The organism is Bradyrhizobium sp. USDA 4486, assembly GCF_054057995.1.
Genome location: NZ_JBSRZV010000001.1, coordinates 3,951,054 through 3,973,933 on the forward strand (window position 1 = coordinate 3,951,054; position 22,880 = coordinate 3,973,933).

20 protein-coding genes and 1 pseudogene are annotated in these 22,880 nt (G+C 64.3%); 6 read left to right on the plus strand and 15 right to left on the minus strand.

Going from position 1 to position 22,880, the window contains the following annotated elements; translation table 11 throughout:
* The 3 genes from ACVWY3_RS19255 to ACVWY3_RS19265 are packed head-to-tail and all read right to left on the minus strand — an operon-like array spanning position 1 to position 4,578.
* Positions 1-534 (minus strand): PRC-barrel domain-containing protein, encoded by a 534-nt coding sequence (locus ACVWY3_RS19255; protein ID WP_456839881.1) that lies wholly within the window; start codon positions 532-534, stop codon positions 1-3.
* An 18-nt stretch (positions 535-552) separates the two neighbouring features.
* Complete coding sequence (locus tag ACVWY3_RS19260; RefSeq protein WP_456839882.1) at positions 553-2,757, minus strand: amylo-alpha-1,6-glucosidase; 2,205 nt, start codon at positions 2,755-2,757, stop codon at positions 553-555.
* A gap of 57 nt (positions 2,758-2,814) precedes the next feature.
* Positions 2,815-4,578, minus strand: coding sequence for an ABC transporter ATP-binding protein (locus tag ACVWY3_RS19265; RefSeq protein ID WP_456839883.1), 1,764 nt, complete (start codon positions 4,576-4,578; stop codon positions 2,815-2,817).
* A 282-nt stretch (positions 4,579-4,860) separates the two neighbouring features.
* Between ACVWY3_RS19265 and ACVWY3_RS19270 the strand changes: the two genes are divergently transcribed.
* Positions 4,861-5,931, plus strand: coding sequence for a glycosyltransferase family 4 protein (locus ACVWY3_RS19270; protein ID WP_456839884.1), 1,071 nt, complete (start codon positions 4,861-4,863; stop codon positions 5,929-5,931).
* 269 nt (positions 5,932-6,200) lie between these two features.
* Here ACVWY3_RS19270 and ACVWY3_RS19275 read toward each other — a convergent pair whose 3' ends face one another.
* From ACVWY3_RS19275 to ACVWY3_RS19295, 5 genes and pseudogenes are all read right to left on the minus strand, one after another.
* Positions 6,201-8,132 (minus strand): alkyl/aryl-sulfatase, encoded by a 1,932-nt coding sequence (locus tag ACVWY3_RS19275; RefSeq protein WP_456839885.1) that lies wholly within the window; start codon positions 8,130-8,132, stop codon positions 6,201-6,203.
* Positions 8,133-8,277: 145 nt separating this feature from the next.
* Positions 8,278-9,561, minus strand: a complete 1,284-nt coding sequence (locus ACVWY3_RS19280) for a TRAP transporter large permease (protein WP_456843400.1) — start codon at positions 9,559-9,561, stop codon at positions 8,278-8,280.
* 240 nt (positions 9,562-9,801) lie between these two features.
* A pseudogene (locus tag ACVWY3_RS19285) lies at positions 9,802-10,170 on the minus strand (TRAP transporter small permease); the annotation flags it as partial.
* Between the two features lie 235 nt (positions 10,171-10,405).
* A complete protein-coding gene (locus tag ACVWY3_RS19290; protein ID WP_456839886.1) occupies positions 10,406-11,416 on the minus strand; it encodes a DctP family TRAP transporter solute-binding subunit in 1,011 nt (336 codons plus the stop codon).
* 200 nt (positions 11,417-11,616) lie between these two features.
* The gene (locus ACVWY3_RS19295; RefSeq protein ID WP_456839887.1) at positions 11,617-12,387 is read right to left on the minus strand and encodes a methyltransferase domain-containing protein; all 771 of its coding nucleotides are present in this window, start codon (positions 12,385-12,387) and stop codon (positions 11,617-11,619) included.
* Between the two features lie 138 nt (positions 12,388-12,525).
* Here ACVWY3_RS19295 and ACVWY3_RS19300 point away from each other — a divergent pair, with 138 nt between their 5' ends.
* On the plus strand, positions 12,526-13,269 hold the full coding sequence (locus ACVWY3_RS19300; RefSeq protein WP_456839888.1) for an SDR family NAD(P)-dependent oxidoreductase: 744 nt from the start codon (positions 12,526-12,528) through the stop codon (positions 13,267-13,269).
* Between the two features lie 583 nt (positions 13,270-13,852).
* On the opposite strand, the gene ACVWY3_RS19305 is transcribed toward ACVWY3_RS19300, so the two are convergent.
* From ACVWY3_RS19305 to ACVWY3_RS19315, 3 genes are all read right to left on the minus strand, one after another.
* Positions 13,853-14,050, minus strand: a complete 198-nt coding sequence (locus ACVWY3_RS19305; RefSeq protein WP_456839889.1) for a hypothetical protein — start codon at positions 14,048-14,050, stop codon at positions 13,853-13,855.
* 108 nt (positions 14,051-14,158) lie between these two features.
* Positions 14,159-14,416: a hypothetical protein gene (locus ACVWY3_RS19310; RefSeq protein WP_456839890.1), complete on the minus strand. Its 258-nt coding sequence runs from the start codon at positions 14,414-14,416 to the stop codon at positions 14,159-14,161.
* 18 nt (positions 14,417-14,434) lie between these two features.
* Positions 14,435-14,605: a hypothetical protein gene (locus ACVWY3_RS19315; protein ID WP_456839891.1), complete on the minus strand. Its 171-nt coding sequence runs from the start codon at positions 14,603-14,605 to the stop codon at positions 14,435-14,437.
* Between the two features lie 36 nt (positions 14,606-14,641).
* On the opposite strand from ACVWY3_RS19315, the gene ACVWY3_RS19320 reads away from it, so the two are divergent.
* Both ACVWY3_RS19320 and ACVWY3_RS19325 read left to right on the plus strand, forming a co-directional pair.
* Positions 14,642-14,830 carry a hypothetical protein gene (locus ACVWY3_RS19320; RefSeq protein ID WP_456839892.1) on the plus strand — a complete coding sequence of 63 codons (189 nt, stop codon included), beginning with the start codon at positions 14,642-14,644 and terminating at the stop codon, positions 14,828-14,830.
* Positions 14,831-14,960: 130 nt separating this feature from the next.
* Positions 14,961-15,419 carry a hypothetical protein gene (locus tag ACVWY3_RS19325; protein WP_456839893.1) on the plus strand — a complete coding sequence of 153 codons (459 nt, stop codon included), beginning with the start codon at positions 14,961-14,963 and terminating at the stop codon, positions 15,417-15,419.
* A gap of 96 nt (positions 15,420-15,515) precedes the next feature.
* On the opposite strand, the gene cax is transcribed toward ACVWY3_RS19325, so the two are convergent.
* Positions 15,516-16,616 carry a calcium/proton exchanger gene (cax, locus tag ACVWY3_RS19330; RefSeq protein WP_456839894.1) on the minus strand — a complete coding sequence of 367 codons (1,101 nt, stop codon included), beginning with the start codon at positions 16,614-16,616 and terminating at the stop codon, positions 15,516-15,518.
* A 340-nt stretch (positions 16,617-16,956) separates the two neighbouring features.
* Between cax and ACVWY3_RS19335 the strand changes: the two genes are divergently transcribed.
* The gene (locus ACVWY3_RS19335) at positions 16,957-18,015 is read left to right on the plus strand and encodes an alpha/beta fold hydrolase (RefSeq protein WP_456839895.1); all 1,059 of its coding nucleotides are present in this window, start codon (positions 16,957-16,959) and stop codon (positions 18,013-18,015) included.
* Between the two features lie 45 nt (positions 18,016-18,060).
* On the opposite strand, the gene ACVWY3_RS19340 is transcribed toward ACVWY3_RS19335, so the two are convergent.
* Both ACVWY3_RS19340 and ACVWY3_RS19345 read right to left on the minus strand, forming a co-directional pair.
* Complete coding sequence (locus ACVWY3_RS19340) at positions 18,061-18,219, minus strand: hypothetical protein (RefSeq protein ID WP_456839896.1); 159 nt, start codon at positions 18,217-18,219, stop codon at positions 18,061-18,063.
* A 395-nt stretch (positions 18,220-18,614) separates the two neighbouring features.
* On the minus strand, positions 18,615-19,676 hold the full coding sequence (locus tag ACVWY3_RS19345) for an isocitrate/isopropylmalate dehydrogenase family protein (protein WP_456839897.1): 1,062 nt from the start codon (positions 19,674-19,676) through the stop codon (positions 18,615-18,617).
* Positions 19,677-19,847: 171 nt separating this feature from the next.
* Between ACVWY3_RS19345 and ACVWY3_RS19350 the strand changes: the two genes are divergently transcribed.
* Entirely contained in the window at positions 19,848-21,236 is a 1,389-nt protein-coding gene (locus tag ACVWY3_RS19350; RefSeq protein WP_456839898.1) for an MFS transporter, read from the plus strand.
* Between the two features lie 4 nt (positions 21,237-21,240).
* Here the strand turns inward: ACVWY3_RS19350 and ACVWY3_RS19355 are convergent, their stop codons facing one another.
* A complete protein-coding gene (locus ACVWY3_RS19355) occupies positions 21,241-22,845 on the minus strand; it encodes a B12-binding domain-containing radical SAM protein (protein ID WP_456839899.1) in 1,605 nt (534 codons plus the stop codon).
* Positions 22,846-22,880 lie beyond the last annotated feature (35 nt).

Below are 22,880 nucleotides of genomic sequence, written 5' to 3' on the forward strand. Positions count from 1 at the left end.
TCACTGGATGGCTTGCAGCGGCTGAAGACTGCCGGACGCGCCGAGCACGACCATCGGCGTGTCTTCCTTGTACTCCGGCGCGGCGGCGACCTGCGCCTTGGTCAGCTCCAGCGTGATGCTGTCCTTCTTGTTGGTGATCTTGCCGAAGCGAAGCGCGTTCCAGTCCACCACGATCTTGCGGCTGCCGACGCCGAGGAAGCCGCCGAAATCGATCACGGCAGCCCGCACGTGGCCGGTGCGGTCGACGATGATGTCGACGATGCGGCCCATATCCTCGTCGGCGGCGCTGCGTACGTCGCGGCCGAGCACGCCATGGGCGTCGCTCGCGCCGATGATGGTCACCGAGGGCGGCGGCGCCGCGTCCTTCGGCGTCACGGGCACGGTCGAGGCCGGCGGCTGCGCGGCCGCCGGCGCATTCGCTTCATTTGGCGGGCTTGGGGCCGCCGCAGGCGGCTCCTCCGCGTCACGCGACACGGCGACCGTCACTCCTGCGACGAGCGCCACGCTCAAGGCCAGCCATCGGACAGCACGCATGGACCCTCCTCGCGCGCCTCAGCGCGCCAGCACGATCGAGACCTGGATCTGGCCGCGGGTGCGCAACACCTCCAGCGCCACGTCGTCGCCGTGCCGGCTGACGCGCAAATCGACGCTGGACTCGCCGAGGCACAGATCGCGCAGGATCACCTCGTTCAGGAATGCCGGCAGATGCGGATTGCGCAGCCGGATCTCGCCGCGCGCGACGTCGAACTCGATGCCGAGCGCCGCTTCGAGCAGCGTGAACGGCGTCGCGCTGGCCCAGGCCTGCGGCGCACAGGCGACCGGATAGAGCGTCGGGCCGCGCCGCTTCTCGCGCCGGAAGCCGCAGAACAACTCGGGCAGCCGGCGCAGATCCATGTAGGTCGCGGCGTCGAACAGGCCCTTGAAGACATGCGCGACCGAATGCTTGAGGCCGTAGCGCGCGAGCCCGAGCGCGATCAGCGCGTTGTCGTGCGGCCAGACCGAGCCGTCATGATAGGACATCGGGTTGTAGCGCACCTCGCCTTGCGCGACGGTACGGATGCCCCAACCGGAGAAGAAGTGCGGCCGCATCAGATCGGCGGCGACGAGACGCGCGCGGTCCTCGCGGATCATACCGCTGAACAGCACCTGTCCGGCATTCGAGGTCCGCACCTCGCAGGGCCGCTTCTCGCCGTCGAGCGCGAGCGCATAAGTGCCGAGCTCTTCGCACCAGAACGCCTTTTCGAAGCGCTCGGCCAGCGCCTTGGCTTCGGCCTCGAGCTTGCGCACCCGGTCCGGCTTGCCGAGCCGCAGCGCGCAACGCGAGGCGAGCTGCTTGGCCGCGTAGACGTAGCCCTGGACTTCGGCGAGCGCGATATTGCCTTCCGCAAGCTGACCGTCGGCATGGAAGATCGCATCATAGGAATCCTTCCAGCCCTGATTGGCCAGCCCCTTTTCGGTCGCACGCTGGTATTCGACGAAGCCGTCCTGGTCAGGGTCGCCCGGACCATCAATCCAGGCCAGCCCCGCCTCGATCGCCGGCCACAGCTCGATCAGCGTCGCCGCGTCGCCGGTCCGCTCGAAATAGCTGCCGGCAAGCAGGATGAACAAGGCGGTCGAATCGACGCTGCCGTAATATTGCGAGAATGGCACCTCGCGCAGCGCCGCCATCTCGCCGCCGCGCATCTCGTGCAGGATCTTTCCCGGCGCCGCATCGGCGAGCGGATCGATGGCCTTGGCCTGGAAATGCGCGAGCCGCCTGAGCACGCCCTTGGCGACGCGCGGATCGACCCACAGCATCTGCAGCGCGGTGATCAGGCCGTCGCGGCCGAAGGTCGTCGAATACCAGGGAATGCCGGCATAGGGATAACGGCCCTGCGGCGTCTCCGTCATCAGCATGTTGAGGTCGGCCATGGCCTGGCACAGCACCTCGTTGAAGATGTTGTTCGAGGTTTCGATGCTGGCCGCGCCCATAGTGGACTGCCGCATCTCGCGGCGATGGGCGAGCAAGCCTCTGAAGAAACGCGCCGGCTTCTCCGTGACCGGCCGGTTGCAGGACACCGCGACGAACAGCGATGTCGATTCATGGGGATCGAGCTCGATCTGCCAGGTCGCGGCGTTCACCGACAGCCGTGTCGGACGCGGGTCGAAATGCAGACCGGTGGTGCGCTCGGCATCGTCGAGGCCGCGATAATCGAACAGCACGTCGGTCGGCCCGAGCAGTTTGCTCGTGCCGGTCCCGCGGCGTGGCCGCCGCTCGCCGCGGACCTCGAACAGATCGGCAAAGTCATTGTCGAACAGCAGCGTCAGCTCGAAGCTGGCGCGTTGCTCGCCATGGTTCTGCACCCCGATCCGCTGATACGCCGTGCCGCGCCACAGGAAGATCGTGCGCACGATGTGCAGCAGGTCCTTCTGCAGCACGAGGGCGCCCTCGCGGTAGATGTCGGGATTGGTGAGATCGACTGTCAGCGCCGAATTGTCGTCGCGTAAGTTGGAGCCGAGCAGCAGCGGCTGGAGATCGTTGAGCACGAGCTCCAGCCGCGCGAGGTAGCGCGTGTCATGGTGGAACAGGCCGTCCGGCCCGCCGGCCGAAGCGCCGATGTCGCCGTGACTGTCGAGCACGATGAAGGTGTCGTCGTGCTTGAGCGAGCGCCGCGGCCGCGCCGACGGCCCCGTCATCGGGATGTAGAAGGGCTGCTCCGGGACCTGCTCCACGGTCCGCGCCACGGAGACCAATTTGGTGACGACTTCGGCTGACATAAGCTGCTCCCCTGCGCCTGTATCGAAACGCAACCAACGCGGACGCGACTGTTGGGTTTACGCGGCGAACTTCGCGAGCCGGCTCATCTCCTGCGTTACCAGCTCGCGGTACGGACCGTGGCCCTGCATCAGGCGGTCGGGCGCGCCGTCCTCGATGATCTTGCCGTTCTTGAGCACGATCACACGGTCGAAATTGCGCAGCGTCGCGAGCCGATGCGCGATCGCGATCACGGTGCGGCCGCGCATCAGACGCGCCAGCGCCTCGCGGATCGCTTCCTCAGACTCGCTGTCCAGCGCCGCCGTCGCCTCGTCCAGCAGCAGGATCGGCGCATCCTTCAGGAAGGCACGTGCGATCGCGATGCGCTGGCGCTGGCCGCCGGACATCTTCACACCGCGGTCGCCGACCATGGTGTCGAGACCCTCGGGCAGATTTTCCACGAAATCGCAGCGGGCGGCAATGGCCGCGCGCAGCACCTCGTCGTCGGTCGCATTCGGGCGGCCGTAACGGATGTTCTCGCGGATGGAGCGGTGGAACAGCGAGATATCCTGCGGCACGACCGAGATCGCCTCGCGGAGGCTGAGCTGCGTCACTCTCGAGATGTCCTGGCCGTCGACGGTGATGCTGCCCTCATCGACGTCGTAGAAGCGCTGCAGCAGCGTGAACAGGGTCGATTTGCCGCCGCCGGACTGGCCGACCAGGCCGACGCGCTGGCCGGGCTGGAGCCGCAGGCTGAACCGTTCGAAGATCTTTTCGCCGCCGGGATAGCCGAAAGTGACGTTGTTGAACGCGATCGCCGCGCCGCTCTTCACCAGCGGCTCCGCCTCGGGGTGATCGCGCAATTCGTGCGGCACGAGCAGCGTCGCGATAGCCTCGGTCAGCCGCGCGACATGCTGGGTGACGTCGACCAGCGCCACCGCAAGATCGCGCGTCGCATTGAGGATGGACAGGCCGAGGGTGCAGACCAGCACGACGTCGCCGGTGGTCGCCTCGCCCTGCTGCCAGAGCGTGATCGCCCACGCCATCAGCGCAATGGTCAGTACGACTGTCACACCGGCATGGATGAGCCGCAGTTTCTCCAGATAGCGCAGGCTGCGGCCGCGCGCGGTGAGCTCGCGATTGACGGTCGCGTCGAACCGCTCGTGCTCATGGCTGATACCGCAGAAGGCGCGGACCAGCGGCATGTTGCTGATGACGTCGATCATCTCGCCGTCGACCACGGCCGCCTTGTCGGCGAAATCGTCATGCAGGGGCTTGCCGGCCGCGGCCAGGCGGAACATCGCGATCACCATGCCGCCGGCGATCACGATCAGGCCGAGTGCCATATAGGGACTGACGGTTCCGATCAGCAGGATTGCCGCAATTGTGGCAATGCACGGCGGCAAGACATTCCAGACGAACATGTTCTCGACGGTGAACACCGCGTTCGAGGTTGCCGTGATACGGCTCGTCAGCATGCCCGGCATGCGGTCGGAGAAGTAGCTCGGCGCATGCCCGGTCAAGTGACGAAATATGTCGCGGCGCAAATCGCCGGTGACACGAACGAAGGTGAAGCTCGCCGTCCAGCTCGCGATCCGCCACAGGAAGTTGTCGGCCGCGATCAGCGTCATGAGCAGAATGAATGCCAGCCATACGCTACCGCCATGCGACGGTCCTGCCGAGAGGCTATCGACCAGGGATTTGACGCCGTACTGGGTGCCCACGGAGCAGGCAACGGCTGCGATCACAGCGGCCAGGATCACGAGATGCGACGCGAGACGACGCCGAAGATAGCGCAGAACAAAGGCAAATGGCCTGCGTGCGTATCCAGAAAGCTGATCCATATGGCACTCGACCCCGTGTGATGACTTTAGTTTTAGTTTCGTGACTGACCGACTGAACATCGACCAGCTCGCCTCGGTTCCCGGGCAAGCTCATCACGACATGCGGATACGGACGATCTGCGAAGACGAGATGGCAGCATCGAGACAGATGCCGGATGTGTCCAATAAGTAACGTTTGTTGAGAGGAACTTCGCAACTGCGGGAACGTTCCCTTTGCTGGCATTGCCGGTGCCGTACGCGCTGGGGGTTTTCAACATTCATGATCGCAGAGGAGAAGGTGAGATGCGCATCGCGCAGGTAGCTCCGTTGACGGAGGCTGTTCCACCCAAGCTGTATGGCGGCACCGAGCGGGTGGTGCATTGGTTGACGGAAGAGCTGGTTGCCCTTGGACACGACGTCACACTCTTCGCCAGCGGCGACTCGCGGACGTCGGCGAAGCTGGATGCCCTTTGGCCGCGGGCGCTGCGCCTTGACGGTTCCGTGCGCGATCCGAACGCGTTGCATATGGTACTCCTGGAGCGGGTGCGGCAGAAATGTGACGACGAGGAATTCGACTTCCTCCACTTCCATCTCGACTATTATCCGTGGTCGCTGTTCTACCGGCAGCCGACCCCGTTCCTGACCACGCTGCACGGCCGGCTCGACCTGCCGGAGCATCAGCCGGTGTTCGACACCTTCTCCAAGATGCCGGTGATCTCGATCTCCAATGCGCAGCGGCGGCCGGTACCGCAAGCGAACTGGGTGACGACGATCCATCACGGCCTGCCCGAGAATCTGCTGACGCCGAAGCCCGTGAAACAGGAATATCTCGCCGTGCTCGGCCGCATCGCGCCGGAGAAGGGCGTCGACCGCGCCATCAAGATAGCGACCCATTGCGGCATCCCGCTGAAGATCGCGGCCAAGGTCGATCGCGCCGACCAGGACTATTACGACGAGCTGATCAAGCCGATGATCGTGAACAATCCGCTGGTGGATTTCATCGGCGAGATCGGCGACCACGAGAAGTCGGACTTCCTCAGCGGCGCGCTGGGCCTGCTGTTGCCGATCGACTGGCCGGAGCCGTTCGGTCTCGTGATGATCGAGGCCATGGCTTGCGGCACGCCGGTCGTCGCCTTCAACCGTGGCTCGGTGCCGGAGATCATCGACGAGGGCCTCACCGGCTTCGTGGTCGAGGACATCCTCAGCGCAGCCGGCGTGGTCAACCGTCTTCCGAACCTGGACCGCTCCGCGATCCGCAAACAGTTCGAGACGCGCTTCACGGCGCGGCGGATGGCGCTCGACTATCTCGCGGCCTATCGCAGCCTGACCGAGGAGCAAGCGCCGCGGATCAAGCTGGTGAGCAGCGCGGAGTAGTTGCTCGCTCCAACACGAGCTGTCATGCCCCGCCTAAATCATGATCCGGAAAAGTGCGAAGCGGTTTTCCGAAAAGATCATGCGCAAACAACAACCTAAAGCGCGATGACGATTCATTCTGATCTCATCGCGCTTTGGTGCGCAATTGCGCACAGGGGCGGGACATCCAGTACGCCTCGGCCGTAGCTGTTCACACAACACCGGCCGCGGAGTACTGGATCGCCCGGTCGAGCCGGGCGATGACGGCGAGTTTGTGGAGGCTGTTCGCCCTACACCACCACTGTCCGCTTCGGCTCCACGATCTCGAACATCCGCGGAAACTCATCCATCAGGTCCATCAGCTCGGCGAGCTTCATCGGGTTGCCTGACAGCTCGATCTTGCCGGCCGCCACGGCCTCCGGAAAACTCGTCAGCTTCGCGATGACCTCATCGAGAGTCGATCGCGCCAGCCTGAAGCTGGCATCGGCGCCCTGGGCCTGCAGCCCCTCGGTGTAGGTCAGCGCGCAATTCTCCAGATTGAGCGCGAAGGTCTCGCCGGTGTCCGAAAAGCTCCAGTTCAGCACGATGTGCTTTCCTTCCGCTTTCGGACCGTTGAGGCGGATGCCGAGCACGTCCCAGAGCTGTGAGGTGCGCAGCGCGGCCAACGTCTCGCGCGGCATCGGCGGACGCGGCGGGGTTTTCGGCATGCCCTGGCGCAATTCCTGGGCGCCGAACAGATAGGCGTTGCGCCAGGTCGCGCTTTCGGCGGCATAGCCGAGCTGCTCCAGCGTGTCCGCCAGCAGCGCGCGCGCTGCCCGGTTGTCCGGCTCGGCGAACACGAGATGGCCGAGCGCCTGGGCGACGAAGCGGAATTCACCCTTGTCGAAATCCACGCGCGCCCGTGTCAGGATCGCATCGGCGCCGCCCATATACTCGACATATTTCTTGCCTGATGCGACCGGCGGCAGTGGATCGAGATTGACCGGATTGGCGTCGTACCAGCCGAGATACTTCTGGTAGATCGCCTTCACATTGTGCCTGATGTGACCGTAATAGCCGCGGCCGTGCCAGGCACCCTCCAGACTCTTCGGCAGCCGGATGGTCTCGGCGATCTCTGTCGCGGTGAGGCCGTGGTTCATCAGGCGGATGGTCTGGTCGTGCGCGAACTTGTAGAGATCGCGCTGCTGCCGGATCATTGTGCCGATGCGCTCGGCTCCCCACACCGGCCAGTGATGCTGGCCGCACATCGCTTCCGCCTTGCCGTCCCACAGCTGCAAGGCCTCATTGAGGTATTTCGACCAGGCCAGCGCGTCGCGCACGTCGGCGCCGCGGAACGGCAAGAGATTATGGAAATTGTGGGTGCAGTTCTCGGCGAGGTTCAACAGCTTGTAGCGCGGGATGAAGAAATGCATCTCCGCCGGCGCCTCGCTGTTCGGCGCCATCTGGAATTCGAACGCGACGCCGTCGATCACGCGCTTGTCGCCGGTCGCCATGATCAGATCGGTCGGCCGCAGCAGCGCGACCGAGCCTGCCGCCATCGACTTGCCGAGGCCGCAATCGACCTGGCCGCGTGCTCCCTTGGCCAGGAACGGCCCGAATTGATATTGCGCTCGGCGCAGCATCGCCGGACCCGCGATGATGTTCTCGGAGACGGCGTGCTCCATGAAGAGGTTCGGCGCGATGATCGGCACGCGGCCGGTCGCGAGCGCATCCTCCTCCAGCACGCCGCGCGCGCCGCCCCAATGGTCGGTATGGGTGTGGGTGAAAATCACGGCCGCAACGGGCTTCGTGCCGCGATGCGCGAAGTAGAGATCCAGCGCGGCGCGCGCGCCTTCGATCGAGGTCAGCGTGTCCACCACGATGACGCCACTGTCGCCCTCGATCAGCGTCATATTGGCGATGTCGAGCCCGCGCACCTGGTAGACGCCAGGCACGACCTCGAACAGCCCGTGCTGCATGTTGAGCCGCGACTGCCGCCACAGGCTGGGATTGACCGTCGGCGGCGCCTCCTCGGGGGCGAGGAAGCCGTAAGGCTCGAGGCTCCAGACCGTGCGCCCTTGCGGATTCGTCACCTTCGCGTTGTCGATCCTGCCGAGGAAGCCGCGCGCAGCATCCTCGAAATCCCGCGTGTCGGAAAACGGCAGCGCGTTGAGCATGCTCTCATGCTGGGCGATGACGGACGGCGTTGCGTCCTTGGGCTCGTTGCTGGAGATCTCGGTCATCGGCTGGGCTCCTCCGCTGCTCTGGTTGGAACCATCTAAGCGCATCTCACAGTGGATTGCCAATTACGGGAGCCGTGCAGCTTGCGTGACGTGGCCGCCCTCACCCTCCTCCAGGGAGGATAAGCGGCGTGCACCGCTTGTGCGGCTAGTGCATCCCCAGCACCCGCGGCAGCCACAGCGTCAGGTCCGGCCAATACGTCACGATAACGAGGAAGCCGAGCATGGTGATCAGCCATGGCATCACCGCCACGGCAAGGTCGGTGATGCGCATTCGCGCGATCATGGATGCGACGTAGAGGTTCAGGCCGACAGGCGGATGGCAGAGGCCGACCTCCATGTTGACGTCCATGACGATGCCGAAATGGACGAGGTCGATGCCGAGCTTCTTGGCCGCGGGCGCGAGGATCGGGGCCATGATCAGGATGATCGAGTTCGGCTCCATGAAGTTTCCGGCGAGCAGCAACAGGATGTTGACCACCAAGAGGAAGCCGACCCAGCCGAGATTCTGCGCCGCGATCCAGTCGGCGAGCGTCGCCGGCAGGTTCTCGTTGGAGAGCACGAAGGAGAACAGCACCGCGTTGGTGACGATGTAGAGAAGCATCGCGCTGGTGTTGGCGGCGCGTAGCAGCACCCGCGGCACGTCCGCCATCTTGATCGCCTTGTAGACGAACACCGCGATGATGAAGGAGTAGACCGCGGCCATCGCGGCGGCCTCGGTCGCGGTGAACAGGCCGCTATAGATGCCGCCGATGATGATGACGACCAGCATCAGTCCCCAGATGCTCTCGCGGAAGGTGCGAACGGTCTCGCCCCAGCTCGCCTTCGGCAGCCGCGGATAGTCGCGATTGCGGGCAAGCCACCAGGTGACGATGCAGAGCATGGTGGTCAGCAGGATACCGGGGAGCAGGCCTGCGACGAACAGCGCGCCGATCGAGGTGTTGGTCGAGACCGCGTACACGATCTTCGGGATTGACGGCAGCATCAAGATGCCGAGCGAGCCGGCGACCGTGATGATGCCGGCGCCGAAGCGCATCGGATAGCCATGGCGCACCATCTCGGGCAGCACGATGGCGCCGATCGCGGCCACCGTGGCGACGCTCGAGCCGCAGACCAGCGCGAACATCGCGCAGGCGACGATGCCGGCAAGGCCAAGGCCGCCATACCAGTGCCCGATCAGCGAGGTCGCGAAATTGATCATGCGCCGCGCGACGCCGCCATGGGTGAGGAAATTACCGGCGAGGATGAAGAACGGGATCGCCATGATCTCGAAGCCCTCGATGCCCGTGAAGAGCTTCATCGAGACCGCCTCGATCGGCACGGCGGTCAGCGTGAACAGGAACGTCATCACGGTGAGGCCGAGCGCAATCGAGACCGGGATGCCGGTCAGCATCAGCGCGATCAACAACGCGAACACGGTCGCGGCACGCATCCAGTGCGGCAGCACCACCACGCCGAACTTTTCGGCAAGGCACATCATGAAGATCAGGACCGGCGCCATGATCAGGATGATGCCGAGCGGCGAGACTTTTCGCGCGGCAGCGCGGGTCGCGGCGCCGGCGGGCTGCGGATGCAGCGCCGGCGAGATGTCGGTCTCGACGCCCTCGACATGCGTCTCGTCGTGATGCGGCAACTCGCCCGTCCAGTAGTAGATCCACGAGACCTGGAGGAAGCGGAAGCACATCAAGCCGGAGCCGAGCGGGATCGCGAGATAGACGAACCACATCGGCGCCTCCAGATCGTTGGACTGCTGGCCGGTGTGGAACATCTCGCGCACGAAGGAGGCGCCGAAAGCGGCGATCATGCCGGTGAACAATGCGCCGCAGAGCATCGCGAACAGGATCACCTGCTTGCGCGAATGCTCCGGCAGGCGGTTGACGAGCAGGTCGACGCCGACATGGATGCCGGTGCGCACGCCATAGGCCGCGCCGAACTTCGCCATCCAGATGAACATGTAGATGCAGAGCTCCTGCGCCCACGACAGGTCGAGCTCGGACAGGAAGGTGAACACCGCCATCGACAGCGACGCCAGCCAGCTCATCCCGTGCGCGGCCGCCCATCTGGAGAGAGCGATCGATTCGCCGGCGCCGTACCGGTGCAGCACGGCAATGAAGATCAGGCCGGTTGCAGCCGCAATGAGCGTCGCGATCAACCATTCTTCGAGATGGTTGAGCGCCGAATTGAGCACGCGAAGCAAATCGAGGTCCCCCTATCGATACGAAACGGCCGGAAGTGCTCGCACTCCCGACCGTTGGTATTGTTCTCCAGGAAACGCGTCAGTTCATCTTGACGTCGAGTTCCTTGGCGACGAGATCGAGCACTTCCTGCCCGACCCGGCCCTTGGCCCATTTATAAGTCGGCTGCATCGCCTCCTGCCAAGCCTTGCGGTCGGCGTCGCTGAGATAATGCAGCGTGGTCTTGCCGGTCTTCTTGATCTCGGCGAGCGCATCCTCGTTCTCCTGATGCGCGATCAGATTGGTGTAGTCGGACGCCTCAACCATCGCCTTCTCGAGCTGGGCGCGGATGTCGGGCGGCAGGCCGGACCAGAATTTCGAGTTGACGATGACGGCATATTGCAGATGCGCGTGATAGGACACGGTGATGTCCTTCTGCACCTCGTAGAATTTCTGCGTCAGATAGTTGGACGCGGTGTTCTCGCAGCCGTCGACGACGCCGGTCTGCAGCGCCTGGTAGACTTCGGAGAACGCCATGATCTGCGGGATCGAGCCGAGCAGGCGGAAATACTGGTCCGCGATCTTGGAGCCGGAGATGCGGAATTTCAGGCCCTTGAAATCCTCCGGCTTCATCAGCGGACGATTCGACGACACCATGTGGAAGCCGTTGTCCCAATAAGCGAGCCCGGTGATGCTCTTGGCTTCCAGCTTCTGGAACAGCCATTTGCCGAGCGTGCCCTTCATCGCGTTGGAATAGGTCGCGTCATCCTTGAACAGCCAGGGCAGGTCGAGCGCCTCGAACTCCTTGATGCCGAGCGGGGCGAATTTCGCGGTCGAAGGTGCCAGCATCTGCACCGAGCCGAGCTGGAGCGCCTCGATCTCCTCCTTGTCCTTGTAGAGCGAGGAGTTCGGATAGACTTCGATCTTGACCTTGCCGTCCGTGTACTTCTCGGCGAGCTCCTTGAACTTCAGCGCGCCCTTCCCCTTCGGGGTGTCGTTGGCGACGACGTGGCTGAACTTGATGATGATCGGGCTCTGGGCGAAGGCGGGGGCCACGAGGAGCGTGGCCAAAGCAAGCGTCGCCGCTGCGACCGCAGGAAGCAGTTTGCGCATGAAGGACCTCCCCAATAACCCAAGAAACCGGGTCTTTTTTTGTTTTGCGTCCTCAGTAGTGGCAGCAATCCGCCACCCTGCCAACTAGACCTAAGCCCAATTTGCCGCAGCCAAGCTATCTTGACGACCGCTGCATGCGCAACCCGGCACCCGCACCACGCCAATGGAGCGAGCGCTTATGTCGCATTGCGGCGATGCCATCAGTCCTTGCGCTGGGCGACCATGAACAGACGACGGAACGGAAACAGCGTCTGGCCCGCGGCATTCTTCGGGTACGCCTTCGCCACTCGCTCCCCATAGGCCGATTCGAACGCCGCCTTCTCCTCGCCCTGCAGGACGTCGAGATAGCGCGTCAGCCAGGTCCCCTTGGTCCATTCCTTCACGGGGTTCTCGCCATCGAGCACCTGAAGATATTCGGTCTCCCAGATGTCGATAGTGGCAGACATCGGAGCAAGGAGATCGTGATAGAAGGCCGGCCCCTCCACCGGCGGCGGCGTGATGAGATGCTCTACCTTGGACCGCCAGGACCCGTTGAGCGCGGTCTCGCCGATCAGCACATGGGACGGCGCTAGAAAGTTGCGCGGCATCTGCACGGCAAGCACGCCGCCGGGCTTCACCTGCTCCATCACCGATGGGAAGAGTGCCGCATGATTGGGCAGCCAGTGCAGTGCGGCATTGGAATAGACGACGTCATACTGCTTCGCGGGACGCCACTGGCCGAGATCCTCATGTGACCATTCCACGTCAGGCGCTGCCTTGCGGCCCGCGGCGACCATCTCGGCCGAGCCCTCGACGCCGGTCACGGCCGCATCCGGCCAGCGCTCCTTGATCAGCTTGGTCACGTTGCCCGCACCGGCGCCGAGATCGGCGATCGTGCGCGGAGCAACATCCGGAATCCGCATCAACAGGTCGACGGCGGGCCGCAAGCGGTGGCCGGAGAATTTCAGATATTGCTGCGGATCCCAGACCATGACCTGCGCCCTTTGTATTTCGTGTTTCCTTCGCTGCCGCTCTTGGTTACCACTGCTCGTCCTGATCAGGCAATTCGCACGGCCGGCGGGACGGGCAGGAAACGAACAGCAACACGCAGAACACAAGAGAGCGTTGTTATGGACCTCGGGCTCACATCGAAAACCGCAGTCGTGACGGGAGCGAGCATCGGCATCGGCCGCGCCATCGCCAAGGGCCTCGCTGCCGAAGGCGTGCGCGTCGTCGGCGTTGCGCGCCGCAGCGATCTGCTCGCCGAGCTGGTGAAGGAAGTCGGCTCCGGGCTGATCACGCCGCTTGCGCAGGACGTGATGGAAAAGGACGCGGCCGAGAAGATCGCGGCCTTCGCATTGAAGGAGCTCGGCCATGTCGACATCCTCGTCAACAATGCCGGCGGCAGCCGTCCCCTCCCCGTCGATGCGCCCGACAGCAAATGGGACGAGGCGATCGCACTGAATTTCACCAGCTACCGCCGCATCGCCCATGCGCTGCTGCCGCAGATGATCGAGCGCAAATGGGGCCGCATCGTCAACATCACCGGCAAGTCCGAGCCGGAGGGCCTCAACGCAGCCTTCGCCGCGAAGGCCGCCGTGCACGCCTGGGCCAAGGGCCTGTCGCGCGAGATCGGCGAGCACGGCATCACCATCAACTGCATCCCGCCCGGCCGCATCATGAGCGAGCAGATCCGCCGCAACTATCCGCCGGAGTACCGCGAGCGCTTCGCCGAAGAGGAAATCCCGGTCGGCTATTGGGGCGAGCCGGAAGATCTCGCCGCGCTCGCGGTGTTCCTGGCCTCACCGGTGGCGCGCTACATCACGGGCACGGTGATCCCGGTGGATGGAGGCTTGCGGAGATATCAGTTCTAACGCACCGAGGCTCACATGGAGCGAGAGGCGGCGCCAGTTCGCCCCGTCGTGTGAGCCGGGGGTGACGAGGCGAAATTCGCAAAATGAAGAGGCCGCCAACTGAGGCGGCCTCTAGTCGTCTGGTATGTTGTTAGCGACACGGCTTTCCGGACATCTGGGCTGCCCGGCTGTGGCAACCGTCATGCATCTTTGGCTTGGCCTTTGGAGCAGTTGATGATTTGGAAGGAGGCTGTGTTTGTGCGTATGCCGACATCGAAGAAGCGAAAATAACCAACGCCAACGCGACTTTGAAAATTGATTTCATGACTTTCCCCAATGGGTTCGAGCTGGGATCCGCAATCAAGCGGGGCATAGTCTAATGTTCAATCCGAGTTGTGTCAGCTCCGAATGGGGGCCGGCCGTAAGATTGGCTCGTACCGTGACACCGCTTCAGAGCGCTGGTCACAAGTAAGAGCCAAGAACCGAGCGAATGGCCGAGCCGAGAAGGTTCCGGGACGGAGGCGCAACGCCGCGCACGCACCTGCGGAGTGTGCGTCCATCCCGTCTTGCTCTACCCACAGGCGCGCAGTGCCCGTCGGCCATATCAGCCGGTAACGCTGCCCTCAGCCGCGCGGCAGTGCTTTTCGTAGAGCGCCTCCAGCCTGGCCCGGTCCGGGGCGCTGCGAAGATCGTCATTCTGATGGAGCAGCTGCTCCAGCTCGAAGGTCTCGTCCGGGGAAAGTCCGGCAAGGATGATCATGCCTCTGGCATTCGTGGTGAACTCGAAATAGCGAGCGCTCATCTGGAAATTCCGAAGAATGACTGAGGATCAATATCGGCGATCCTGGCGATGGGAGTGCGAGAATCCGCCAAGGGCCACAAGAGGGACTTACACCGCGGAACGCGCTGGTCAGACCGATGAGATCTTCCGCAACTGCGCGGCGGGCGCATCGCGGAGGTCGTCCGCTGCGGCGAGATGGGCCGGCCAGTCGATCGGCTGGCAGAACAGGCCGCGGCGGCCGATCTCGCGAAACAGGCGGTCCGCGCGCTGCTTTGCAGGCACGCCTACGAGCCGGGTGCCGGCCAAGGCATCGGCTTGCAGCTCGTTGCGGATGAACTCGTACATCCGCAAGATGAAATGGTCGGAGAGGCCTTCAAAGTCGTCCATGGTGATCCCACGCTCTTGTCAAGACAACATCCATGCGAGGACACGCCAGCTGATCCAGGCGATCGCGGCGATCCAGGCGATCATCGCGCTGGCGAGCGCGCCAAAGAATGCGAGCGCGACCAGATAGTCGCTGGTCTGCCGGCGCTGAACGCTGACAGGCGCTTCTTGCGTGGCGGTTCGATTAAGCATTTTGGTCCCTGATGGATGACAGGGATAACGAGTCCAATGCGGATCGACAAATGGACGACGATATTAACCTCACCAGTCAACCTTAAGGACGGACGGAACGAGCACGGCTACAGGGGACAGTTGGACTGGCTCGCCTCCCGGATCGATGCGGAGTATTTCTTGACGATCCGCAATGCGATCATCGCGGCGGCAGACGAACTGAAGGCGCTGGACTCGCCGGCGTGAGGCGGCCCGCACACCCGGCGCGTGACGCCGGATGCTTGATCCAGATCAAGCTTGCCACGACAATGCCATTCCGGAATAGCTGTCGATGGCCGCGCAGAAGCGCCGCCCATAGCCAAGGAGATGATCGATCATGACCTCCTCGAAACCCCTGTGTCGCCTCACGGTCGCGGCGGCAAGCACCCTGCTTCTCGGCACGGCCGCCCAGGCCGGACCGATGCCCACACATCTGTCGGCGATGAAATCGATCGTTGATCAGACCACGACCGAAGTGCGATGGCTCGGCGGCTGGCGCGGCGGCTACGGCTATCGCGGGGTCGGCTGGGGCTACCGCGGTGGTTGGGGTTATCGCGGAGGCTGGGGCTATCGCGGCTACGGATATCGCGGCCTCGGTTACGGCGTCGCCGGCGCCGTTGTCGGCGGCGCGATTGCGCGGAGCGCCTATTACGGCGGCTATGGCGGTTACTATGGCGGCTATCCCGCCTACAGCTACGGCTACAGCTACCCACCCGCAGCGTTTTACGGCTATGGCGGTGACTATGGCTATGGCGGCGACTATTGCGCGCCCTCCGGCAGCTACTGGGCCTACTAACCCGTACGACCAGGTCGCGCGCAGCGAAACCCATCGACCGCCTTCCAACCTGAAACGCGATGGGTTTTCGCAAGTGCTCTCCCCATCCTGCGCACGTCATCCCTGGCCCGCCGGCGGGACGACATAGAGCGTCAGCGCGAACACCGCATAAATCAGCATCATCAGGGCGCCAACGAACCATGCCGAGCGGCCGCTCGCGGTGACGAAGGCGGACGTAACAGTTGCGATCATCACCATGGTGACGGCGCCCGGCCAGAACTGCAGGTCCATCGGCTTCGGCCCCACGACGTAACTGAGCAGCACCAGCGCGGGGCCAACGAACAGCGCGATCTGCGAGGCGCTGCCAAGCGCAATGCTGACGGCCATGTCGAGCCGGTCCTTGCGCGCCGCGCCGAAGGCCACCGCAAATTCCGCGGCGGCGCCGACCAGCGAGACGACGATGAAGCCGACGAAGGCCGGGCTCATCCCAAAAGTTTCCGCCGCCTTCTGCACCGATTCCACGAAGATTTCACTGACCAGCGCGACCAGCACGGTGACGACCAGCAAGGTGCCGACGGCTACGCCGATCGGCCAGTGCGCCTCATTGTCATCGCCGTGATCGGCGCTTGCGAACAATTCTTTGTGGGTCCCGAGCGAGAACAACAGACCGAGCCCGTAAGCCAAAATGAGCAGGATCGATATGCCGAGGCTGAGCTTGTTCAGGATGCCCCCGCCTTGCGGCAGATGCTCGATATCGGCGACCGCCGAAGGCGCCAGCAGGGCGACGGTGGCCATCAGCAGCAGGCCGGACGAGAGCCGCGCGCCGGCGCGGTTGTACTCCTGCACACGGTAGCGCAGTCCGCCGAGCAGCAGGCAGGCTCCCAGCATGAACACCGCATTGGTGACGATCGCGCCCGCGATCGAGGCCTTCACCAGCATGTACTGGCCTGCGCGCAGCGCCGCGATGGCGATGATCAGCTCGGTCAGATTGCCGAGCGTGGCATTGAGCAGTCCGCCCACGGCATCGCCGGTCTTGGCGGCAACCGCCTCCGTAGCGTGGCTGAGCAGCGCCGCCAGCGGCACGATCGCAAGCACCGCCAGCACGAACAGCAGCGTGTGGGAATGCGGGGCGACCGCCTCGGCTACCAGCACGATGGGCACGAACGCCAGCATCCAGAGCAAAGGCGTGTCCCGGATCTCCCTAAGCAGAATCTGCATGTCGGCCGTCCTTTCCCATGGATGCGCTGAGGGAAGGTCCGCGGGGGAACGGAGGGAGTGTTGATCTGGCTCAACGGTGCCGGGGGAGCATCGGAGTGCAGCCTATAGGACGGGTAGAGCACAGCGAAACTCATCGATGGCATCCGGCATGGCGCATGTTGGGTTTCGCTACGCTCTACCACCCCTGCGGATCCGGAATCTGGGTCTGGAAAGTCGAGCTTCATGCCTCGGTCCACGACCGCTTATGCAGAGCCTGCATAATCATATTTTGACCTGACATTGGATTTTCGGCAGCACGGCCGGCATTGTTTCGGACGGCGAAATGCCGGGGAAGCGCTCAATGACAGATAATATTTCGATGTCCGACAAAGATCAGGCAGGGCGTCCATCCGACGCATCCGATGCAGGCTTGACCCGCCGCCGTTTCGTGTCGCTTGCGGCCGCGACTTCGACCGCGGTGGGTTCGACGATGCTGACGTCGCCTGCTCTCGCTGAGGAGAAGACTGCAGTGGCTGGCGATCAGATCGAGAAATTGCTGCCGGGCTTTCGCCGCAGCCGCATCAGGACGAGTGGCGCGGAGATCAATGCCCTGGTGAAGGGCGAAGGAGCGCCACTCTTGCTGCTCCACGGTCATCCTCAAACGGCGGTCTGCTGGCACAAGGTTGCTCCCAAGCTCGCCGAGCGCTTTACGGTCGTCCTCACCGACCTGCGCGGCTACGGCGATTCCAGCAAACCCGACGGCGGCAAGGACAGCATCAACTATTCCAAGCGCGAAATGGCGCGCGATCAGGTCGAGGTGATGCGTTCGCTCGGCTTCGATCGCTTCCATGCTGCCGGCCACGATCGCGGCGGCCGCGTCCTGCATCGGTTGTTGCTCGATCATCCCGCGGTCGCTACCAAGGCTGCCGTGCTCGATATTGCGCCGACGGCGACGATGTACGCAAAGGTGACCAAGGAATTCGCCATGCGTTACATGTGGTGGTTCTTCCTGAGCCAACCGGCACCGCTTCCCGAAACCCTCATCGGCAACAATCTCGAATTCTATCTTCAGGCGCACATTAACAAGCAGAACAAGACGCCCGGAGCGATCGATCCGATCGCCTTCGAGGAATACCGCCGGTGTTATACCCGCGAGACCCTGCACGCCGTCTGTGAAGACTACCGGGCGGCCGCCGGCATCGATCTGGTCCACGACGAGGCGGATTCGATGCAGCGGATCGGTTGCCCCCTGCTCGTGCTGTGGCGTGAAAAGGGTGTCGTGGGATCAACCTACGACGTGCGCGAGACATGGCGTGAAAAGGCCGTGGATGTGCGCGGTGAGAGTCTCCCCTGCGGCCATTATCTGCCAGAGGAGGCGCCGGGGCTTGTGGTGGACAAGTTGCGCGACTTCTTCACCTGAGCGGTGCCTGCCGGGCGAGACGGTGGACGGCGACATGCTCACCGGTCAGATCAAGGCCGCGAGCAGAGCCCTTCTGCAGATCATCGCGACCACGATTGACAGCAGCAAGCCCGCTCCGGAGAAGATAACGAGCAGCTTGAGAGTCTCGACGTCGACCTTCACTCTCGTGGCGCGGGATATTGCCTGTGCCAGTGCAGCCATCATCGCCAGCTCCGAGGAGGCCGCGCGAAGGCGAGGCCTGACTTCGTCTAACCTGTCGGGGCGTGGTTGCGTGTGAAGCAGATTACAGGCGGTCCGCCAAATTCCGCCGGACATCCTGATCGATGTCGTCTCTGACGCTCGGGTGCCTGCACGGCCTCTCCCCGTTACGGCAGGGCCGCAGCGCGGCTCATCCATCGCGCCTGTTGGGCCGCTGACACCACCGTCGCCAGCATGACATCCTGCCGGTGTTTTGCCCGACGTGTCAACGTGATCGGGGTCACACACGTCGTCGCAGCGCGGCTCGAAAAATCTCTTGCGATCAAGGGCGCCGTCTACTGTGCATGGGGTTGTTTTCGATTTTTTCTTTTGAGCCCCAATAAAAAACGCGAAGAAGCCCCTCACTCCGCCTGCAGGATCTCCGCGATCGCAGCGCCTGCCGCGATCGTGCCGAGCCTGCCGCCGACGTCGCGCGTCGCCCTGCCCTCGCGAAGCGCCTTGGCCACCGCGGCCTCGATCGCGCGCGCCGCTTCCTCATAGCGGACCGCACCGCTCCTCTCGCCGTGCCAGGCCAGCAGCAGCGCGGTCGACAGAATCAGCGAGACCGGGTTGGCGACGTCCTGCCCCGCGATATCGGGCGCCGAGCCGTGCGCGGCCTGCGCCATGGCATAGCGGTCGCCGACGTTGAGCGAGCCGCCGAGGCCGAGGCTGCCGGAGAGCTCCGCAGTGAGATCGGAGAGGATGTCGCCGAACATGTTGCTGGAGACGATGACGTCGAAACGATCGGGGCTCCGCACCACATGCGCCATCATGGCGTCGACCAGGATGTCGTCGACTTCGAGGCCCGGATAGGTCTTCGCCGCCGCGCGGCAGATGTCGAGGAACATGCCGTCGCCGATCTTGAGCACATTGGCCTTGTGCACGATGGTGAGATGCTTGCGCCGCTTCATCGCGAGGCGGCAGGCGGCGTGCGCGATGCGCTCGCAGCAGAGGCGCGTGATCCGGCGCAGTGAGATCGCGACGTCAGGCGTGACCAGCATCTCGCCATTGCCCTGCTCCATGTTGCGGTCGGCGTAAAACCCTTCGGTGTTCTCGCGCACCACGACGAGGTCGAAATCACCGATGCGGCCGGGCCGCCCGGCATAGGTGCGCGCCGGCCTGACGTTGGCGTAGAGATCGAGGCTCTTGCGGAAATGCCGGGACGGATTGATCTCGCCATGCGCCTCGTCCTTGAAGTCGAAAGTCGCGGTCGGCCCCAGGATCAGGCCATCGGCGGCGCGGACGATGTCGAGCAGCTCGGGGCGCACGGTCGTGCCTGACAGCTTCAGGCTGGCATGGCCGACGGCGTGCTCCTCGAGCCGCAGATCGAGAAGGAAGCGCTCGGAGGCCGCGCGCAGCACGCCTGAAGTCGCGGATGTGATCTCAGGTCCGATGCCGTCACCCGGCAGAACGACGATGTGCATGACGTTTCCCTGTCATTGCAGTCACGGCGCGATCATACGCCGGCGCGAGGCGACATCGCCTCACCTTCGCGCATACACAGCATGCAAGCATATGCCTGTGGAAGCGGCCTTCGGCGTAGTACATGCCAAAGTCCCCTATGGCCACGCCGTCGGAGCCACGCGCGAAACGCAATGACAATCACGTTACCCGCCGTCGCGCGCGAGCCCGACCATCCCATTGCCGACGGACTTCCAGTCGTGCAGCGGCGCTGGGCGATCGCCGCGATCTTCACCGCGCTGGCGATGGCCTCGCTCGACACCGCGATCGCCAACATCGCCCTGCCTGCTATTGCCGCCGATCTGCACGTCACGCCGGAGCAGGCGGTCTGGGTCGTTAACGTCTACCAGATCGCGCTGGTGGCAACCCTGCTGCCGCTCGGGGCGCTCGGCGAGATCGTCGGGCACCAGCGCATCTATCTCGGCGGCCTGATCCTGTTCACCATCGCCTCGCTGTTCTGCGCGGTGGCGTGGTCGCTGGACAGCCTTCTGGTCGCGCGCGCGCTGCAGGGACTCGGGGCCAGCGGCATCATGAGCGTCAACACGGCGCTGGTGCGCTTCGTCTATCCCGCACGGATGCAGGGCCGCGGCTTCGGCCACAACGCGCTGGTGGTCGCGACCGCCTTCACCTTCGGCCCGTCGATCGCCTCCGCCATTCTCGCGGTCGGCCCATGGCCGTGGCTGTTCGCCGTCAACATCCCGTTCGGCCTGGTTGCGACCGGCATCGGCTTTGCGATGCTGCCGAAGACGCCGCGGGCCGATCACGGCTTCGACTTCCTCGGCGCACTCCTCGCCGCCGCCTGCCTCGGCCTGTTCATCACCGGCGTCGGCAGCGCCGCACACAATCTGTCGCCGGTTGTCGTCGGCATCGAGCTGATCGCGGCCCTCGCGCTCGGCTTCATCCTGACCCGCCGCCATGCCGATCACCCGGCGCCGATGCTGCCGATCGACCTGTTCGGCCGGCCGATATTCGCGCTGTCGGCGGCGACGGCCGTCTGCTCCTTCGCCGTGCAGGGCCTCGCCTTCGTCTCGCTGCCGTTCTATTTCGAGGACGTGCTGGGACGTTCGCAGGTCGAGACCGGCTTCTTCATGACGCCCTGGCCGCTGGTGGTCGGCATCATGGCGCCTATTGCGGGGCGCCTGTCGGACCGCCATCCGGTGGGCCTGCTGGGCGGCATCGGCCTCGTGCTGCTCGGCATCGGCATGGCGCTGCTCGCGCTGCTTCCGGCGAGCCCAAGCATCCCTGACATCGTCTGGCGCATCGTGATCTGCGGCATGGGCTTTGGCTTCTTCCAGGCGCCGAACATGAAGGCGCTGATGGGAAGCGCGCCGCCCCACCGCAGCGGCAGCGCCTCCGGCATCGTCGCGACCGCGCGCCTGACCGGACAGACGACCGGCGCAGCGCTCGCCGCCGCCTGCTTCGCACTTGCTGGCCACAACGGCGCGACGCTGGCGCTGGCCCTCGGCGCGGGCTTTGCCGCGCTCGGCAGCGTGATGAGCTTCTTGCGGCTCGCGGTGAAGTAAGCCGTCAGGCCGCCGTCACGCCGACGGCCACCGGAGCGACGGTCTCGTTGTCCAGCGCAGCCAGGCGCTCGTCGATGGCCGCGATGACCTTGCGCGAGTACGGTCCGAGATGTGCATAGGCCGCGATCATCTGCACGGCGATGCGCGCCGATGACGTGTCGCGCTTGGCGCAGTTCATGAAGGTTTGCCAGAGCGGCCCCCGCGCCTCCGGAAGGACGGAGACCACCTTGTGCACGGTCTCCATGGCCCCGAGCTTGGAGCGGATATCACCTTCGGCAAGCTCGGAACGCTGCCTGGATCGGTCGAGCAGCGTCATCAGGCGGTCGACGCGTGCTGCATAGGCGGCCGGGCTGTAGATGTGCTCCAGCACCCGCTTGTAGTCCATCAGGATGTCCCGCAGCGGGCGGACCGGATCGAAGTTGATGCCGGCCGTACACTGATCGGCGCCGATTGTCGGCGCCACGTCATGGCCCGAATGCAGCCGGCCTTCGCGCTCCAGCCGGCGCGTGAGCTGCGTGTTGGGCAAGGCATAGAGCAGGCCGACCATGGCCACGGGAATCGCCGCCTCCTCGATGAAGTCGATCATCGACTCCGCCATCGAGACCTTCTCGTTGTCGAAGCCGACGATGAAGCCCGCGGTGACGAGCATCCCGGCGGCGTAGATCTTGTGGATGCTTTCGGCGATGTTGCGCCGCGTGTTCTGCTTCTTGCGCATCGCGACCAGCGTCGCCGGGTCCGGACTTTCGATGCCGACGAAGATGCCGAAGAAATTCGCCGCACCCATCAGCTCCAAGAGCTCCGGATCGTCGGCGAGGTTGACGGAGGCTTCCGTGGAGAATTCGAAGGGATAGCCGTGCGTGCGCTGCCATTCGGCGAGCTTCGGCAGGAACTGCCGCAGCGACTTCTTGTTGCCGATGAAATTGTCGTCGACGAAATCCAGATGGCCCCGATAGCCCATGTTGTAGAGCGTCTCGAGCTCGACGAACATCTGCTCGATCGTCTTGGTCCGCGGCACGCGTCCGTAGAGCTCGATGATGTCGCAGAACTCGCAGGTGAAGGGGCAACCGCGCGAATATTGCACACCGAGATAAAGATAGTCCTCGAACTTGAGCAGGTCGAAACGCGGCACCGGCGTCTTGGTGACGTCGGCCTGGAACTTCGGTGCGGTGAAAACGCCGGACCGCGCGCCACTCTCCCAGGCCGCGATGAACTCGTCCATGACGCTCTCCGCCTCGCCGAGCACCCGGAAATCGGCCCGCTCGTAGATGTGGGGGCTCGAGGTGGGATCTGGTCCGCCGACCACGACCGGCTTGCCGGCCGCGCGGCACAGCTCGATCAGGCGCAACGTGTCGGCCTGCTGGGGCAACATTCCGCCGGTGAACACGACGTCGGCCCAGGCGAGATCCTCCTCCCCGAAGGGCGCCGTGTTGCAATCGATCAGCCGGACCGTCCAGCTCTCGGGCAGCATCGCGGCAACGGTGATCAGGCCCAAGGGGGCGGCCGGGCGCTTGACGCCCATCACTTTGCAGGATTCACCGAAGGTCCAGAAGGACTCTGCCGAGAACAGCGGGTAGAGCATCAGTACGTTGCAGGGACTCGGCACGTTCATGGAACTCCTTTTGCGTCGGCGCAGTGTACCAAAGC